Source organism: Streptomyces sp. NPDC057565 (assembly GCF_042801455.1).
In the GTDB taxonomy this organism is placed as follows: Bacteria; Actinomycetota; Actinomycetes; order Streptomycetales; family Streptomycetaceae; genus Streptomyces; species Streptomyces yanii.
Window position 1 is genome coordinate 24,186 of record NZ_JBHVFU010000032.1, and the last position, 15,191, is coordinate 39,376.

At 69.4% G+C, this 15,191-nt stretch carries 15 protein-coding genes; 8 read left to right on the top strand and 7 right to left on the bottom strand.

Features of this window, described 5'->3' with window-relative positions; genetic code table 11:
- Positions 1–106: 106 nt before the first annotated feature.
- The 3 genes from ACFU8W_RS34805 to ACFU8W_RS34815 all read right to left on the bottom strand — a co-directional run bounded on the left by ACFU8W_RS34805 (position 107) and on the right by ACFU8W_RS34815 (position 4,009).
- Positions 107–1,735, bottom strand: a complete 1,629-nt coding sequence (locus ACFU8W_RS34805) for an IS200/IS605 family accessory protein TnpB-related protein (protein ID WP_384045971.1) — start codon at positions 1,733–1,735, stop codon at positions 107–109.
- A gap of 232 nt (positions 1,736–1,967) precedes the next feature.
- Positions 1,968–3,341: an ATP-binding protein gene (locus ACFU8W_RS34810; RefSeq protein WP_384045973.1), complete on the bottom strand. Its 1,374-nt coding sequence runs from the start codon at positions 3,339–3,341 to the stop codon at positions 1,968–1,970.
- Positions 3,338–4,009, bottom strand: a complete 672-nt coding sequence (locus ACFU8W_RS34815; RefSeq protein ID WP_384045976.1) for a response regulator transcription factor — start codon at positions 4,007–4,009, stop codon at positions 3,338–3,340. The genes ACFU8W_RS34810 and ACFU8W_RS34815 overlap by 4 nt, the downstream gene beginning before the upstream one ends.
- Positions 4,010–4,160: 151 nt before the next feature.
- Here ACFU8W_RS34815 and ACFU8W_RS34820 point away from each other — a divergent pair, with 151 nt between their 5' ends.
- Genes ACFU8W_RS34820 through ACFU8W_RS34830 form a run of 3 tightly spaced genes read left to right on the top strand, consistent with a single transcriptional unit; the run spans position 4,161 to position 6,480 of the window.
- The gene (locus ACFU8W_RS34820) at positions 4,161–4,814 is read left to right on the top strand and encodes a DUF4956 domain-containing protein (RefSeq protein ID WP_384045978.1); all 654 of its coding nucleotides are present in this window, start codon (positions 4,161–4,163) and stop codon (positions 4,812–4,814) included.
- Entirely contained in the window at positions 4,811–5,629 is an 819-nt protein-coding gene (locus ACFU8W_RS34825; protein ID WP_384045981.1) for a polyphosphate polymerase domain-containing protein, read from the top strand. The genes ACFU8W_RS34820 and ACFU8W_RS34825 overlap by 4 nt, the downstream gene beginning before the upstream one ends.
- Positions 5,626–6,480: a phosphatase PAP2 family protein gene (locus ACFU8W_RS34830; protein WP_384045984.1), complete on the top strand. Its 855-nt coding sequence runs from the start codon at positions 5,626–5,628 to the stop codon at positions 6,478–6,480. The genes ACFU8W_RS34825 and ACFU8W_RS34830 overlap by 4 nt, the downstream gene beginning before the upstream one ends.
- On the opposite strand, the gene ACFU8W_RS34835 is transcribed toward ACFU8W_RS34830, so the two are convergent.
- The 3 genes from ACFU8W_RS34835 to ACFU8W_RS34845 all read right to left on the bottom strand — a co-directional run bounded on the left by ACFU8W_RS34835 (position 6,453) and on the right by ACFU8W_RS34845 (position 10,327).
- Positions 6,453–6,830 carry a glycosyltransferase gene (locus ACFU8W_RS34835; protein ID WP_384045987.1) on the bottom strand — a complete coding sequence of 126 codons (378 nt, stop codon included), beginning with the start codon at positions 6,828–6,830 and terminating at the stop codon, positions 6,453–6,455. The genes ACFU8W_RS34830 and ACFU8W_RS34835 overlap by 28 nt on opposite strands.
- A 377-nt stretch (positions 6,831–7,207) precedes the next feature.
- Positions 7,208–7,834 (bottom strand): DedA family protein, encoded by a 627-nt coding sequence (locus tag ACFU8W_RS34840; RefSeq protein ID WP_384045990.1) that lies wholly within the window; start codon positions 7,832–7,834, stop codon positions 7,208–7,210.
- Between the two features lie 540 nt (positions 7,835–8,374).
- Positions 8,375–10,327 (bottom strand): APC family permease, encoded by a 1,953-nt coding sequence (locus ACFU8W_RS34845; RefSeq protein ID WP_384045992.1) that lies wholly within the window; start codon positions 10,325–10,327, stop codon positions 8,375–8,377.
- 185 nt (positions 10,328–10,512) lie between these two features.
- Between ACFU8W_RS34845 and ACFU8W_RS34850 the strand changes: the two genes are divergently transcribed.
- The 3 genes from ACFU8W_RS34850 to ACFU8W_RS34860 all read left to right on the top strand — a co-directional run bounded on the left by ACFU8W_RS34850 (position 10,513) and on the right by ACFU8W_RS34860 (position 14,079).
- Positions 10,513–10,773, top strand: a complete 261-nt coding sequence (locus ACFU8W_RS34850; protein WP_384045995.1) for a hypothetical protein — start codon at positions 10,513–10,515, stop codon at positions 10,771–10,773.
- Between the two features lie 364 nt (positions 10,774–11,137).
- Positions 11,138–11,488 (top strand): hypothetical protein, encoded by a 351-nt coding sequence (locus ACFU8W_RS34855; RefSeq protein WP_384045997.1) that lies wholly within the window; start codon positions 11,138–11,140, stop codon positions 11,486–11,488.
- A 59-nt stretch (positions 11,489–11,547) separates the two neighbouring features.
- Positions 11,548–14,079 carry an ATP-binding protein gene (locus ACFU8W_RS34860; RefSeq protein WP_384046000.1) on the top strand — a complete coding sequence of 844 codons (2,532 nt, stop codon included), beginning with the start codon at positions 11,548–11,550 and terminating at the stop codon, positions 14,077–14,079.
- Between the two features lie 9 nt (positions 14,080–14,088).
- Here the strand turns inward: ACFU8W_RS34860 and ACFU8W_RS34865 are convergent, their stop codons facing one another.
- Positions 14,089–14,841, bottom strand: a complete 753-nt coding sequence (locus ACFU8W_RS34865; RefSeq protein WP_384046003.1) for a DUF4118 domain-containing protein — start codon at positions 14,839–14,841, stop codon at positions 14,089–14,091.
- A gap of 135 nt (positions 14,842–14,976) precedes the next feature.
- Here ACFU8W_RS34865 and ACFU8W_RS34870 point away from each other — a divergent pair, with 135 nt between their 5' ends.
- Positions 14,977–15,105 carry a hypothetical protein gene (locus ACFU8W_RS34870; RefSeq protein ID WP_384046006.1) on the top strand — a complete coding sequence of 43 codons (129 nt, stop codon included), beginning with the start codon at positions 14,977–14,979 and terminating at the stop codon, positions 15,103–15,105.
- Positions 15,102–15,191, top strand: a complete 90-nt coding sequence (locus ACFU8W_RS34875; RefSeq protein ID WP_384046009.1) for a potassium-transporting ATPase subunit F — start codon at positions 15,102–15,104, stop codon at positions 15,189–15,191. Before ACFU8W_RS34870 ends, ACFU8W_RS34875 begins: the two co-directional genes overlap by 4 nt.

A 15,191-nucleotide genomic window follows, 5' to 3' on the forward strand; every position in this document is an offset into this window, starting at 1 on the left:
CGACTCCGACTGCGCCTCCGCCACCGGCTCCTGGCGCACCACCCTGCGAGCACTGCCCCGCATCCTCGACGCCTGCGAGGAGCGTGACTGGCAGGTCGGACCGTTCCTAGCCAGTGTGCGTGAGTGAGTCCTGGTCCCACTGTTGCGTACTGGGCGCATCCCGAACGGTGTTGGATGCGCTGGGTTCCCGCGTTCGCGTCCCGTTCGGTGACGGCCCTCCGGGCGGCCGGTCCGTTGTGGGTGGGCGGGTTCCCTCACGTCCCCGGTCACCTGGTCCGGCCTGGGCGGTCCGATGCCCCGCACGATCGCTCCGGTCGTGTGGGGGCGGTGCCGTCCGTCGCCGGATCGGGTGCCCGAGGGCGCGTCGTCCGATCGCGATGCCCGCGGCATCGTGACGGGACATGGTGCGGTGCGGGGTGACCAGTGGTTTCTGCCAGTGCTGGGCACCCCACAAAGTGGTGTAGGCGGGGTCGACCGCGACAATGCTCAGGCCGTGTTCGGCGGCCATGGAGACGAGCCGGGCCTTGAGTTTCCCGGTCGGGATGCCGGAGATGAGCTGCCGGAACCGTTTCCTGCGGCCGTGTTTCTCCCGGGTCTTCTCGGTGGTGAAGTCGAGGTCTTCGATGCCGATCGCGGCGACACCGACTCGCTCGGCCCAGTGGATCAGCCGGGTCAGCGCGTGGCGGAGCTGCGCGTCGCGGTGACCGGCGGTCCCGGACAGGTCGAAGCCGAAGCGGCGCGGGTCTCCGATGGGGTTGCCGTGCCGGTCCAGGTGGTAGGCGGCGAAGTGGTCGGCGTTGGTGTCGACACCGATCATGCCCCGGGCGCGGGCGGCGGACAGCGTCATGGTCGGGATGGCGGGGCGTTGCCAGGACGCGGTGAGGTACCAGCGGCCGCGGTCCACGTTCAGGTGGATGCGGTAGGCGACGGCCCGGTTCGCGGCGATGCGGTCGGCCCACTCCACACCCCGATGCGCGAACGAGATCCGGGAGGCGAGGACGTACCGGCCGTGCCCGGCGTTGGCCAGGTGCGCGAGCGGAGCAGGCAGCCTGATGGACACTTCGCCGTCCGGGGTGACACGGATCGTCTCGTTCCCGAACCGCTTCCCCGACTCACCGTCCGCCGCGATGAACCACCGCTCCGCCTCCCACCGTTCCCGCCACTGGCCTTCGGCGAGCCCGGCCTCGGCGAGGTGGTGGCGGGTGCTGAGCAAACGTCTGCCACCCCGCACCACCCCCACCCGCCCGGCCTGCCACTCGGCAACAGCAGTGGCGTGCCGTGCCTCCAGTGCCGCGAGGCGGCGGGACTTGTGGAACCACTCGCCCTTGGAGCGGTAGCCACCCGCCGCGCGCTTGGTGCCCTTCTCCCCGACCGGGAGGGACAGGCGGTGCCGCAGCGTCCTGATCCCGGCTGCCAGCGTCTGGATGTGCGCGGCCTGGCAGCGGCGCGCGAGCGCCCATTGGTCGTGCGTGGCCTTGGTGATCGCACCCGCGATCCGCGACGACGACTCCTTCGTCAGGTCCCGCTTACGCGACGCCCACGTCTGAGCGCTGTGCTCCAGACCATCCGCACAGCGAGCCCTGAGATCACGGGAAGCGAGCGCACCCTGATGCTCACCGACCGCACGCAGCACCATCTCGTCCCGGGAGGTGAGGTGCTTGAAACGGTCCCGGACCGCCACCCCGCAAGGCCCGGGCACCACGAAGGGTGCCGCAAACTCCCGCACACCACCCACCGCGCCACCCCCTCCCGCAAGGCCGGACGCCTGCCACCCAGCCCAACGAGCAGCAGCCGCCAAGGTCACCCATTCGACCACAGAACCCCCGTTCCCGCCCCCACAAACCCACCGACAGCACTCGCTCCCGCACACCACAACTCACTTCAGCTCAGCAAACCGACAGCAGCTCACAACCCCTGCGCGAGCACGGGCACCGAGCACAGTGAGGTAACGGAAAGCCCCGTGCCGGTCAGCAGGGCAAGCGAAGGCTGACAGCCGCTCCGTTCCCCGCGTTGTCGGCGTGGACGGTGCCGCCATGAGCGGTGGCCACCGCGTGCACGAATGCGAGTCCCAGGCCGGATCCATCGCTGGTGCGGCTGGCTTCGGCGCGGGCGAAGCGGTCGAATGCCCGCGGCAAGAAATCAGGTGAGAAGCCCGGACCTTCGTCCGTGACGCACACAGTCAGCACGCCCTCGTGGACGGTCGCAGTGAGGCGGACGGTGCCCTGCCCGTGCCGCAGGGCGTTGTCGACGAGGTTGCTGACGGCCGGCCGTAGCCACCGGGCGTCGATGTCGACGGTCACGCGGGTGGTGTCGACGTCCAGATCGCGCCCGGCCCGCTCTGCGGTCCGTCGATGAGGGGTGACGGCGGCGTCGAGGAGGTTGGCGAGGGACGTGGGAGCGCGGGTGATGTGGCCGGTGCTGCCGAGTTCCTCCAGGCCCAGCAGGGCGTTGGAGAGGTCAATCAGGCGCTGGACCTCGGCGTCCACGGAGCGCAGGGTCTCGGTGAGCTCCCCGGCGGAGCGGGGGCGGTGCAGGGAGACGTCGAGTTCGGCGCGCATCAGCATGAGCGGGGTGCGCAGTTCGTGGCTGGCGTCCGCGACGAAGCGGCGCTCGCGTTCGGCTGACGCCTCCAGGCGGTCGAGCATGTGGTTGAGGGTGTGACCGAGGCGGGTGATCTCGTCGTCTCGGTCGGGGGGTACGTCCAGGCGCAGGTTCTGGGTGCCGTCGGCGAGCGTGGCGGCCCCGCTGCGGTAGCGCTCGACGGGGCGCAGGGCGCCGCGGGCGGTGCGGTAGCCGACGTAGGAGGCGGCGATGAGGGTCAGGCCGGAGGCAATGGCCAGCTGGGCGAGGAGCTCGCGCAACGCTTCGTCGCGGTGGCCGCGCCGGACGGCAGCGATCACGATTCGCTGGTGGCCGTCGGCTGTGACGCGATGGGCCCGCAGGCGCAGGGTGCCCGGGGTGATCGGCAGCAGGGAGCCGACATCACGCCGGACTGTGGCTCCGTGGGCGACGGAGTCCCGGTCGGCCGGAGTGAGCAGCGTCTGGTGGCGGATGGCGTGGCTGGAGGCCAGCACTCGGCCGTGCGCGTCGAGGACCTGCCGGAGACTGCCGCTGGGGCCGGGCGGGAGCTGCGCCCCGTTGCGGACGGCTTTGTCGAGGCTGTGCTGGTAGGTGGTCAGGTCGTCGTCGAGCTGCTGATCCAGGGCGGTTCTGACCCGCCAGTAGACGAAGCTCGCCGCTCCCGTGAGGACCAGCGACATGGTAAGGGCCACGGCCAGCACGAGGCGTGTGACCACGGGCAGCCGCCGAAGCTGCGGCAGCAGACGGCCGTGCAGGGTCACTGTGCGGTCTCCAGCCGGTAGCCGCGCCCCCGCAGCGTCGTGATCGTCGTACGGCCGAAGGCCCGGTCGACCTTGGCGCGCACTTTGGAGACGTGCACGTCGATGGCGTTGCTGCGCAGGTCGGCCTCCCCGTCCCACACCTCCTCCAGCAGCCGCAGTCGCGAGACAACACAGCCGGCGTTCTCCATCAGCACCCACAGCACGGCGAACTCCCGCCGCGACAGTTCCAGTTCGGTATCCGCTCGCCAGGCACGCTGCTGCTCGGGGTCGAGGACGAGGTCGCCGACCTGGAGGCGGCCGGCCGGATCGGGGCGGCGCCGGGATATCGCACGCAATCTGGCCAGCAGCTCCTCCATGGCGAACGGCTTGACCACGTAGTCGTCGGCTCCCGCGTCCAGCCCGGCGACGCGCTCACTGATCGCTCCCCGTGCGGTGAGAAGGATCACGTGTACGTCGATGCCCTCGCTGCGCAGCGTCCGGCACACCTCCACACCGTTCATGCCGGGCAGCATCACGTCCAGCAGTACGGCGTCCAGCCGGGGGTCGCGAGCGGCGGACAGCCCGGAGAGGCCGTCGTAGCGGCCTTCGGCGGTGTGTCCGGACTCGGTCAGATAGCGGACGACCAGATCGGTCAGGCGGGTCTCGTCATCGACGACCAGGCAGTGCATGTCGGTCAGGCTAACCACCCGCCGCCCACGCCCAGCAGACGGGAAGCCTTAATGATCTGTTCATGTGGCATCCCTACCGTCCTTCAAGTCGCGGTGCTCCGCGGACCGCGACCGGTCCGCCGTCCGACGCGCCGTGACGGAAGGGACAGCCATGCACACATTGGTGCTCGCCGCCAAGGGCATCACCGACCACATCGCGGTCACCGACCTCACGGCCCGGGGCGGTCTCGACGTCATCACCCTGCTGATCCTCGTCGGCTGGTTCTACCGCCGCCGTCCCAGCGTTCCGGCGATGCCGTTGGTGCTGGCGTCTTTGAACATCGGCCTGTTCGCCGCGATGACCACGATCAGCGCCGGCAAGTTCCCGGCCGGGGTCGGGTTCGGCCTGTTCGGCATCCTTTCCCTGGTCCGCCTGCGCAGCGCGGCCTTTACCCTCCGCGACGTCGCCTATACCTTTGTGACGCTCGTGACAGCCCTGTGCACGGGTCTGCCGCAGCGCCAGATGTGGCTCGTCGTCGCGCTGGACGTCGTGGTCCTGGTGGCGGTGCTCTTGGTCGACGACCCGAAGTCGTACGAGCCGCCGACCCGGACGGTGAAGCTCACCCTCGACCGGATCTACCCGGACCCCTCGATGATCGCCGAGGACGTGGCTTTCCGGTTCGGTCAGGCGCCGCTGTCCGTGGTCGTGGACGAGGTCGACTACGTCCGCGAGACCACCCGGGTCTCGGCCCGCTACCCCGCCCAGCCGCAGGAACCCGCGATCAACGCGGACACCGAGCAGCGTGAGCCGGTGACGGTGTCATGACCCTCACCCCCTCCCTCGCGGCCGGGCTGGGGCTGGAGGAGCTGCGCAGTGCGACGCTCGCCGAGGTGGACGCAGCCGCGGCGCTCCAGCACCGTGTCGACCGCAAGTACCTGGTCCCGCTCGACCATGCTCGCCGCCTCATCACCTGCCTCGCCGGCAGCCACCACGTCCTCGACCTCGGCGGGCGCCGGACGACGAGCTACCTCAGCACCTACTTCGACACCCCGGAACTGGGCGCCTGGCGCGCTCATGTCCAAGGGCGCCGCCGCCGCTGGAAGGTCCGAACCCGCCTGTACGCGGAGGACGGTCTGTGCCGGGTGGAGGTGAAGACGAAGGACGGCCGCGGCGCAACGGTCAAGCACGCCCTGAAGGTTCCGGCCGCCGAGTACGGTCAACTGGCCGAGCACGCGGCCCAGTTCGTCGATGAGGTGCTGGACCGGGCCGGCATCCCCGTGACTGCCAAGGAACTGTCCGCAGCCGCCGAGGTCCGTTACGTCCGCGCCGCCCTCGCCGACCTCGACGGCGGCAGCCGCGTCACCCTCGACGGCGCCCTCAGCTGCCACCGCGACGGCCGCACCGCCACGCTCGACCCCGCGCATGTCCTGATCGAGACCAAGGGCGGCGCGCAGCCCGCGCCCGCCGACAGGCTGCTGCTCGGCATGGGTGTCCGGCCGGTGTCGCTCAGCAAGTACATCGTCGGCCAGTCCCTACTCACCCCGGGCCTGCCCGACAACGACGTGCGGCGCCTCTCCCGCGCCCACTTCACCACCGGGGCGAACCCCTCACCGCTCCTCGAAAGGATCCCAGCCGCATGAACGTCCTGCGTGGCATCAAATGGCCGTACGCCCTGATCGCGTTGCTTGCCGTCGCGGCCGTCGCCGTGGGCATGCTGCGACCGCAGCCGGTCACGGCCAACACCTCCTCGAAGAAGAAGCCCAGCGCGACGGACAAGATCAAGCAGAGCCCGCCGCCCGCACTCTTCGCCGACGCCGAGATCGCCGCGATCGGCAAGAAGGCGGACGCCCAGCGCATCAAGGCCGACGCCCTCTTCGCCCAGTGGAAGAAGATGCACGGCACCACTCGCGACGACAAGGCGTTCACGGCCTGGGCCGCCCAGCAGGTGCCCGCCCCGCCCACGGCCGCTCAGCGCACCGCCGAACTCCAACAGGACCAGCAGCTCGCCAAGACCCGCACGGCGGCCGGGAAGAAGGCCGCCACCTGGCTGGAACTCCACGGCAAGAAGGACATCTGGAAGCTCTACCTGCACGACCAGCGCGAACTGGTCCCCGCCCAGCAGGGCAAGGTCGAGAAGGCAGAGCTCAAGGCTGCCCTGAAGATGGCCAAGACGATCAGCGACCAGGTCGCCGCCAAGGACAAGCAGCCGGCCCCCTACGTCCTGGACCCCACCCTGCGCCCGGAGAAGCACATCAAGCCCGGCGCCAAGGGGCCGTACTCCTACCCCTCCAGCCACGCCGCCCGGGCGGCCGCTGCCGTCATTTACCTCAGCGCCCTCTCCCCGCACCGGGCTGAGGACTACCGTTGGATGCAGGACGAGGTCCTCTATTCCCGTCTGTACATGGCTGGCCACGTCACCAGCGACATCACCGCCGGAACCCTCCTCGGCGACCTGATCGGCGACTACGAACTCACGATCACCGGGCGTTGATGCCTGCCGTCATGCTCGGCGCCGTCCGCTGTGCAGGTCTCACCCTGCGGCGAGACGGCGCCGTACGACAGCGAAGATCGGACCGAGGGCGAGGATGACGCCGAATACGGCGTAACCGTGGGCGAGGGTAGGGCCGCCTGGCCGCCCGAGTAGTGCTCGTCGATGAGCTGGTGCAGGGGGGCCTTCTCGGGTCCGACGCCGTAGATGCGCAGGGTCCAGCCGGGGTGGTTGGGGGCGATATCGGCGAACGCCCCGATGAGCAGGTCGAACCGCTTGCCGCGGGCCAGGCGTCCGGCCGCGGCGATGACCTTGGTGGCGGTTTCGGCGGGTGGCAGGCCGAGGTCGGGCACGCCGTTGGGAATGGCCAGGACCCGGACTCCTGGCGGGCCAGCTTTGCCCGGTAGACGGCGGCGTCCGCCTCGGTAGTACTGAAGCCGGGCAGGGAAACGCAAGATCGGGGATGGATCAGGAATTTGATCTTCATGCGGCCTGCCTCCGGGCGGGCTTTGCGGTGCTGCGGCCTGGGCAGCGGGCTCGCAGAAGTTCCAGAGCCAGTGGCAACAAGGAGATGACGACAATCAGCCCGACCAAGGGCAGCAAGTGGTGGTCGACGTTCGGGATGCTCGACCGAGGGGGCGTATCCGCTGACCGAGGACGTCGCCTCGGCGGCTGTGACCAGCGCGGATGCTTGTCGCCGGATCCAAAGATCTTGATGCGGAAAGGATGATCAGCCCGCCGCGCGACGGCGGCTCACAACGGCGCGGGCCACGAGCGCAAGAATCAGCACGCCCAGGGCGACGAGGAGATAGGTCGAATATCGGTTGACCTCGGTATAGATGGTGGTGATGTGGTTGCCGGCGAAGTAGCCGACGCCCGCCCACAAGCCGACCCACAGCGCCGCCCCGAGCGCATTGAAGGCGACGAAGCGGGTCCAGGGCATCTCGGCGGCACCGGCGATGATGCCGTTGACCTGGCGCAGCCCCTCGATGAAGCGCGCGACGGTGACGACCTTCCCGCCATGGCGGGTGAAGAATCTCTCGGCCTTCTCGTACCGTTCGGGCGGGAGAAAGACGTACCTGCCGTAGCGCTGCACCAGGGCGTGTCCTCCGGTGCGGCCGATGAGGTAGCCGACGTTGTCGCCGAGGATGGCGGCGAGGACGCCGATGACGATGACGGCGATGATGTTGAGCTGCCCGGCCCCCGCATACACGGCCGCGGCGATCAGGATCGTCTCGCCGGGGACGGGGATGCCGAAGTCCTCCACGAAGATCAGGCCGCCTACCGCCCAGTAGCCCCAGTGGTCCAGGATCGGTGCGATGTCACCGAGAACCCCGGGTAGCGGTGGTGCACTCATGCAGATCTCGTTCCTTCCGCAAAATGGCGAGTCCGGTTGACATGCGTCTCGGACCGGGCCGCGCCGGGGGTGGTCGTGTTCAGGCTATTGCTGCGCCAACAGTGCCGAACCGGAGGCGTGGGGGCGATGAGGCCAGAACGGCTGCCTCTGCCGACTGCGCCTCAAAAGCTCCAGGCGGCCGGTTTCACCTGGTCAGGGCGACGAGCCGATATGTCACAAAGGCGGCAACTGGTCAAAGGCGGCGGCGTGAGGGATCGATGGGCTCTCCGGATCGGGAGTGGGCTGGGCGGGCACACCACAAACTACTACAGGCTGTAGAACGTGGACGCATCCCCATGGCGGCGACGGTCCCCCGTAGATGCGCGGACTTTCTGCCTTGCCCGCGCATATGCGACGGGTTGCGCTGGGCGGTGAGAAGCGGGGGAACCGCGGATGGTGCTGCTTCTGGGAGTCGGCCCTGCGGCGCAGGAGCCCGCGAGCCGGACGATCACAGCAATACTGGCGGGGCTTTCCTGCCTTTACTCCTCAGCTAGCCCAGTACTAACCCACGTGGACGCGGGGGCGGCGCTCGCGGTCGGGCTCCGCCTCCCGCAGTACCTCGCGGGTGACCGGGGCGACCTCGCCCTGCCCGAGGAGGAAGAAGCGGAGGAAGTTGGCGAAGGGGTTGCCCTCGGTCCACTCGAAGTAGATGTGCGGGCGGGTGCCGGTGAGGTCGCGGGAGTGGAGGAGGAGGGCCGCGAGGGCGTTCGGCACCGAGGAGGATTCGAGGGTGAGGACTCGGTAGCGGTCGTGGAGGACTTCGCCGCGGACGGTGAGCCCGGCCTCGAACTCGGACGGGTCGGTGACGGTGACCTCGACGAAGACGAAGTCGTCGGTGGTGGGGAGTTCGTTGTCGGTACGGATCTGGTCGATCTTGTCCCGGTACTCGGCGACGTCCCGGTTGTCGGGCTCGTTGGCGATGAACCTCGGCGTGCGGTGGGAGACGTCCCGGATGAACCGCTCGGCCATGTCGTCGAGCTCGACGTGGGTGACGCGCAGTTCGAAGGCGCGGCCTAGGCGGGAGAGGAGGGAGATGAGGATGATGCCGGCGATGAAGCAGGCGCCGATCTTCACGCCGTCGGGGCGCTCGATGACGTTGAGGACGGTGGTGTAGAGGAAGACGGCGGAGATGACGCCGAAGGCGATGGCCCAGCGGCGCTGGCGGGCCTTGCGGGCGGCGATGGTCACGGCGATCGCGGCCGAGCAGATCAGGACGAGGACGCCGGTCGCGTACGCGCCGCCCTGGGCGTCGACGTCGGCGTCGAAGATCCAGGTGACGAGGAACGCGACGAGGGTGAAGACGATGACCATGGGGCGCACGGCGCGCGCCCAGTGGGGGGCCATGCCGTACTTGGGCAGGTAGCGGGGCATGAGGTTGAGTAGACCCGCCATGGCGGAGGCGCCGGCGAACCAGAGGATGGCGATGGTCGAGACGTCGTAGACGGTGCCGAAGGTGTTGCCGAGGTACTCGTGGGCGAGGTAGGCGAGGGCGCGGCCGTTGGCCTTGCCGCCGGGCTCGAACTCCTTGTGGGGGATGAGGACGGTGGTGATGAAGCTCGTGCAGATCAGGAACACGCTCATGATGAGCGCGGCGGTCGTCAGGAGCTTCTTTGCGTCGCGGATGCGGCCGGTGGGCTTCGCCTCGGTGTCGCCCGGGTCGCCCTTCACATGGGGCATGACCGCCACGCCTGTTTCGAAGCCGGACAGGCCGAGGGCCAGTTTGGGGAAGACGAGGAGGGCGACGCCGATCATGGCGAAGACGTTGCCGTGTTCGGTGGTCAGGGCGGCGGACCAGTCAGTGACGACATGGCTTTGGGTGATCACCTGCCACAGGCCGGTGACGACGACGACCGCGTTGAGCGCGAGGTAGACGCCGACGAGGGCGAAGGCGACGCCGATCGCCTCCAGGAATCCCTTGAGGAAGACCGCTCCGAGCAGCGCAATCAGGATCATCGTGATCAGGATCTGCTTGTCGTGCAGGGACGATTCGAGGTGCGGGTTCTCCACCAGGTGGGTGGAGGCGTCGGCGGCCGAGAGCGTGATGGTGATGAGGAAGTCGGTCGCGGCGAAGCCGAGCAGCGTCAGGACGAAGAGTTTGCCCTTCCAGAAGGAGAGGAGCCGCGACAGCATCGCGATCGAGCCCTCGCCGTGCGGGCTCTCCTCCGCGACCCGCCGGTAGACCGGCAGTGCGCCCGCGAGGGTCACGATCACAAGGACGATCGTCGCGACAGGGGAGAGGAGTCCGGCCGCGAGTGCGGCGATGCCGGGCTGGTAGCCGAGGGTGGAGAAGTAGTCGACGCCGGTCAGGCACATCACCCGGTACCAGGGCTGGCCCCGGTGCGCGGGCTCCTGTTCGGTCTTCGGGGCGGCCGGCCGGCCCTTGCCCATGTCGGACAGGCCCTCCAGCATCCACGCGCGCAATCCGCTGGTGCGAGTGTTGTCCGTGGTGGCCATCGGGTATCCCTGGATGTCAGTGGTGGTTGGTTTTCCGCCGTTTCGGCGAACAGCCGGGCAAGACTAAGCAGGGATTGAGCCGCGGATCGCGGCTCACGCGTCAGGAAACCGTCAAGACGCCCCGGTCAGGCGTCTGATGCGTCACACCGTGCACAGCCTCGAGGGGTTCCTGGAGGAGGCCGACGATGCGGATTGCGCCCCGGGACGTGACCACTGTGACGGCCGCGGTCCTCGCCCCCTTCTTGGCGGCGCTCGCGCTGCTGCCACTGCGGACGAGCGTCACGCACACCAACCTCGCGCTGCTGCTGGTCGTCGTGGTCGTTGTCGTGTCGGCGCCGGGGAACCGGTTCGCCAGGGCTCCGGCCACTCCGCCCGGCACATACCCACGATCAGCGAAAGTGACCAGCACTCAGAAGAGGATCGCTACAACTGATCACCGAGCCTGATACCTGACAAACCTACAGCTCACACCGCGACCACAGTCAACAACCCAGCCACCAGTGATCGCCTCCCGCATCCACTCCCCCACGAACTCAGCCGCACACCCGAACTGATCAGCCCAGCTCAGCCACCCATGAATTGATCACAAAAACCGACCCTGGACAGCAGCCCTCGCCAACCTCGGCATTCGGTGGGCGGCGTAGCGATTTACCGGTGGAGTTAGGCGGGCTATGCGGGTTGGGTAATGTCGATCCGCTCGTCAAGTACGAGGGTCCCTGGCTTGTCAGCTGAACCGGCCTCAAGGCCTTCGAGCCAAGTTTCGATTCGCCTATAGAAAGGGCCGCATGCAGCCCGATTCGGGGCAAATCCATGAGGGCCACGTACGTGTTCCTCGTACGCGGCTTCCTGGATTCGGTCGAGGATCGTCACCAGGTTGTCGCCGGACACCTCAACCGTCTGCATACCGTTGTCCTGCTTGGTGATACGTCCCGTACCTCCGACGATAGTTCGCGCGCCGCTGCCGCACTGCTGGCGCTGGCGGCCAACACCTCTTTCGGCGGAACGCCGATCCTGACCTCGCTCCCGGCGCGGGACCGCCACGTGCCGCACGTACGGGGTGCTGGTGCCGGCAGGCGCGGCGCGGTCCTCGACCGGGCGTTCCGGCACCACACCGACGCCGTGATCTGCCGCCTGCGCTTCCGCATCGAGATCCCGTGCTGACGCGACCACCGGTGCGACCATGGAGCTGCAGGGCGGGTGAGGAAGGACACCGATCGGCCATGACAGGCAAGCTGCGGGTGTTCCTGGGAGCCGCGCCAGGTGTCGGCAAGACGTACGCGATGCTCGCCGAGGGGCGCCGACTACGCGCGGGCGGCGTTGACGTGGTGGTGGGGTTCGTCGAGACGTACGGCCGTCGGGGCACCGAGCAGCAGCTGGGCGATCTGCCGGTGGTGCCGCGCCGGGTGTTGCGGTATCGGGGGATCGAGCTGACCGAGATGGACCTGGACGCGCTGCTGGCCCGACGGCCCGCGCTGGCCCTGGTGGACGAGCTGGCCCACACCAATGTGCCCGGCAGCAGACACGCCAAGCGCTGGCAGGACGTGGGGGAACTGCTGCGGGCTGGGATCGACGTCGCGACAACGCTGAACATCCAGCATCTGGAGAGCCTCAACGATGTGGTCGAGCAGATCACCGGCATCGTCCAGCGCGAGCAGATCCCGGACGCGGTCGCCCGGGCCGCCGACAGGATCGAGCTGGTGGACCTGAGCCCCGGGGCGTTGCGCACCCGGATGGCGCAGGGTGAGATCTACGGGCCCGACAGGATCGACGTGGCGCTGGACAACTACTTCCGGGCCGGCAACCTCGGTGCGCTGCGCGAACTGGCTTTGCTCTGGCTGGCAGACCGGGTCGAGGAAGAGCTCGCCGACTACCGGGCCCGGCACGGTATCCGTGCCCCCTGGGAGACCAAGGAACGGATCGCGGTCGCCCTGAACGGTGCCCCGCAGGGCGAGCACCTGATCCGCCGGGGCGCCCGAACGGCCGCCCGGGTGCACGGCGATCTGATCGGCATCCACGTCCGGCTGGACGACGGCACGCTGCAGTCGGAGCCGCCGGGCCTGGAAGAGCAGCGCCGACTGCTGCGCGAGCTGCACGGCAGCTATGTGGAGATCAGCGGCAGCGACGTCGCGCAGGCCCTGGTGGACTTCGCCCGCGCGGAGAGCGCCACCCAGATCCTGCTCGGGCCGACGAGCCGCTCGAGGTTGAAGGAGCTGATCGGCGGCTCGGTGATCAACCGGGTGATCCGCGTGGCCGGGCCGATCGATGTCCGGGTGCTGCCACCGCCCGACCCGGACCTGCTCGCCGTCCCGTCGGCGCCGCACCGACGCAGGCCCGCACTGGTGTCGGCGCGACGGCGCTGGTCGGCCTGGCTTCTCGGGCCGGCCGGAGCGGCCGCACTTGCGGCGGTGCTGTCGCCGCTACGCGGCTCACTCGGCCTTTCCGGGGCGCTGTTGTGCCTGCTGTTGGTCGTCGCCGGGGTGGCCCGGCTGGGTGGGCTGCTCCCGGCGGCCGCCACCACCGCGGCGGCGGCGGTGGCCGCGGACTACTTCTTCACCACTCCCTGGCACAGCCTCGTCATCGGCCGGGCGGCGGACGTGGCGGCCCTACTGTTGTTCCTGGCCGTCGCGGGGATCATCGCGCACCTGATCGACGGTCTGGCCCGGCGTTCGCAGCAGGCCGCCCGGGCCCGCGCGGAGGCGCAGGTACTGGCCCGGCTGGCGGGGGAAACGGTGGATTCCGCCGCCCGGGCGCTGCCCGAGCTGCTCGGGGAGCTGTGCCAGGTCTTCGCCCTGGCCGGCGCGGCCGTCTTGGTCCGGATGGGCGAGGAGTGGCGTCCGGTAGCGTCCTGGGGCCCGGAGCCGCCCGCCCGGCCGGATGAGGCGGCCTTCGCCGCAGGCCTCGGCCAGGACACGGCGCTCGTCCTGGCGGGCCCGTCGCTGAGCCAGGAGGATGCCCGGTTGCTTGGCCCGTTCGTCACCCAGCTGCGGCTGATCCGGGAGCGGGAGCGGCTGACCGCCCAGGCTCAGGCGGCGGAGGCGCTGGCCCGCACCGACGCACTGCACATCAACTTGCTGGAGGCGGTGGAGCACGACCTGCGCACCCCGTTGGCGTCGATCAGCGCGGCCGCCGCCGGCCTCCGGTCACCCGAGAGCGAACGGGACGCGGGGCACGCTCGCAGGCTGGCCACCCGGATCGGCGCCGAGGCGGAGCGGATGAACCATCTTGTGGCCAACCTCCTGGACCTGAGCCGTTTGCAGGTCGGCGCGGTGCCGGTGACGCTCTGTCCGGCCGATGTCGGCGAGGTGGTCCGGGCGGCGGTGGACAGCCTTCCGGACTCGCAGGCAGCCGCCGGCGTCAGGATCGCGATCGCCGACGGCCTGCCGAAGGTCGAGGCCGACCCCGGGCTGCTGGAGCGGGCGTTGGCCAACGTGGTGGCCAACGCCCGCAAGTGGTCCCCACCAGATGTCGAGGTGGTGGTCGACGCGGGCGCCGTGGCCGGCCGGGTCGACGTACGGGTGATCGATCGTGGCCCCGGCATCTCGGAGGTCGACTCGGACAACCTCTTCCAGCCCTTCCGGCGCAGCCAGCCCCATGACGGGGGCGCCAACGGCGGGGTGGGACTCGGCCTTACGGTTGCCAAGGGCTTCGTCGAGGCGATGAGCGGCGAACTCACGGTCGAGAGCACCTCGGGAGGCGGGACCACCTTCGTCTTCGGCCTGCGCGTCTGGTCGGGAGCGCCGACCACGGGCTGAACGCCCCCGTCAGACCGACTTCGCCGGCCGCCGCAGGGTGTCCATGGCGGCCCCGGCCTGGTCTGCCAGAGTGACCGCGACCAACCTCGCCTGCCGCGAGGGCACCGCTCCCGGCGTGGGGTCGAGCATGTACCGGCCGATGTACCTGCCGTTGCCGAACATGCGCAGTTCCACGTCCTGGTCGGGCAGACCGAGACGGTCGGCGTCCCACTGCTTGCGCCCGATGGTGATCGAGCCGTCGTGCTCCAGACGCGGCGGGTGGCCGATCAGGGAGCCGTACTGGAAGTAGCAGCCGCGGAGCTGCAGCAGGTCGATCAGCTCGTCCCCCACGTGGTCGACCACGGTGAGGGCAGAGTTGGCCGAGCGGGAGAGCACGGCGGTGTCATGGATCCGCGCCAGGTATCCGGCGTCCGTGATCGCTATCACCCGGAAACGCCTTGCGCGGGCTGCCAGTTGGGAGACTGCCAGGCCAACGCAGAGCAGCAGGACCGCGGTGGTGATGTCGGCGGACTTGCTGATCGCAAACCGCTCGTAGGGCGGGGTGAAGAAGAAGTCGAACCACAGGGCGGCGCCCACTGCGGCAAGAACACCGGCTCCCCGGTACCCCAGAGCGGCTACTGCTACCACCACGACGACCAGCATCAGGGCGACGTTGGTGTTCGCAAGGCTGCCGCGCCACGGCAGCAGCACCGCACACAGAGCAACTGGGGCCAGCACCGCTGCGAGCAGGGAGAACGGCCCACGGGTGATGAACCGGAGCATGGTGCACCTCCTGACCTCCGGTGTAGCAGGCCCGGCACCCCGCGCGACAAACCAGCACCAACCATTGACGCAACCCTTGCGCCCGACCCTGATGGCCCAGGAAAAGTCGGTACGCCCTGCCCTCTGCGGCCGACAATGTCCTCACCGGACCCGATCGATCAGTTACGGAGTGGAGTCACCGTGGTGGACCTGGTCTTCATCGGTGTGACCATCCTCGCGTTCGGCGTCCTTGCCGTTCTGGCCAAGGGGGTGGGGCGCCTGTGACGGCTGACAACGTCCTGGGGCTGGCGGTCGCCGCGGTCATCATCGTCTATCTGGTACTGGCCCTCATCCACCCGGAGAGGTTCTGA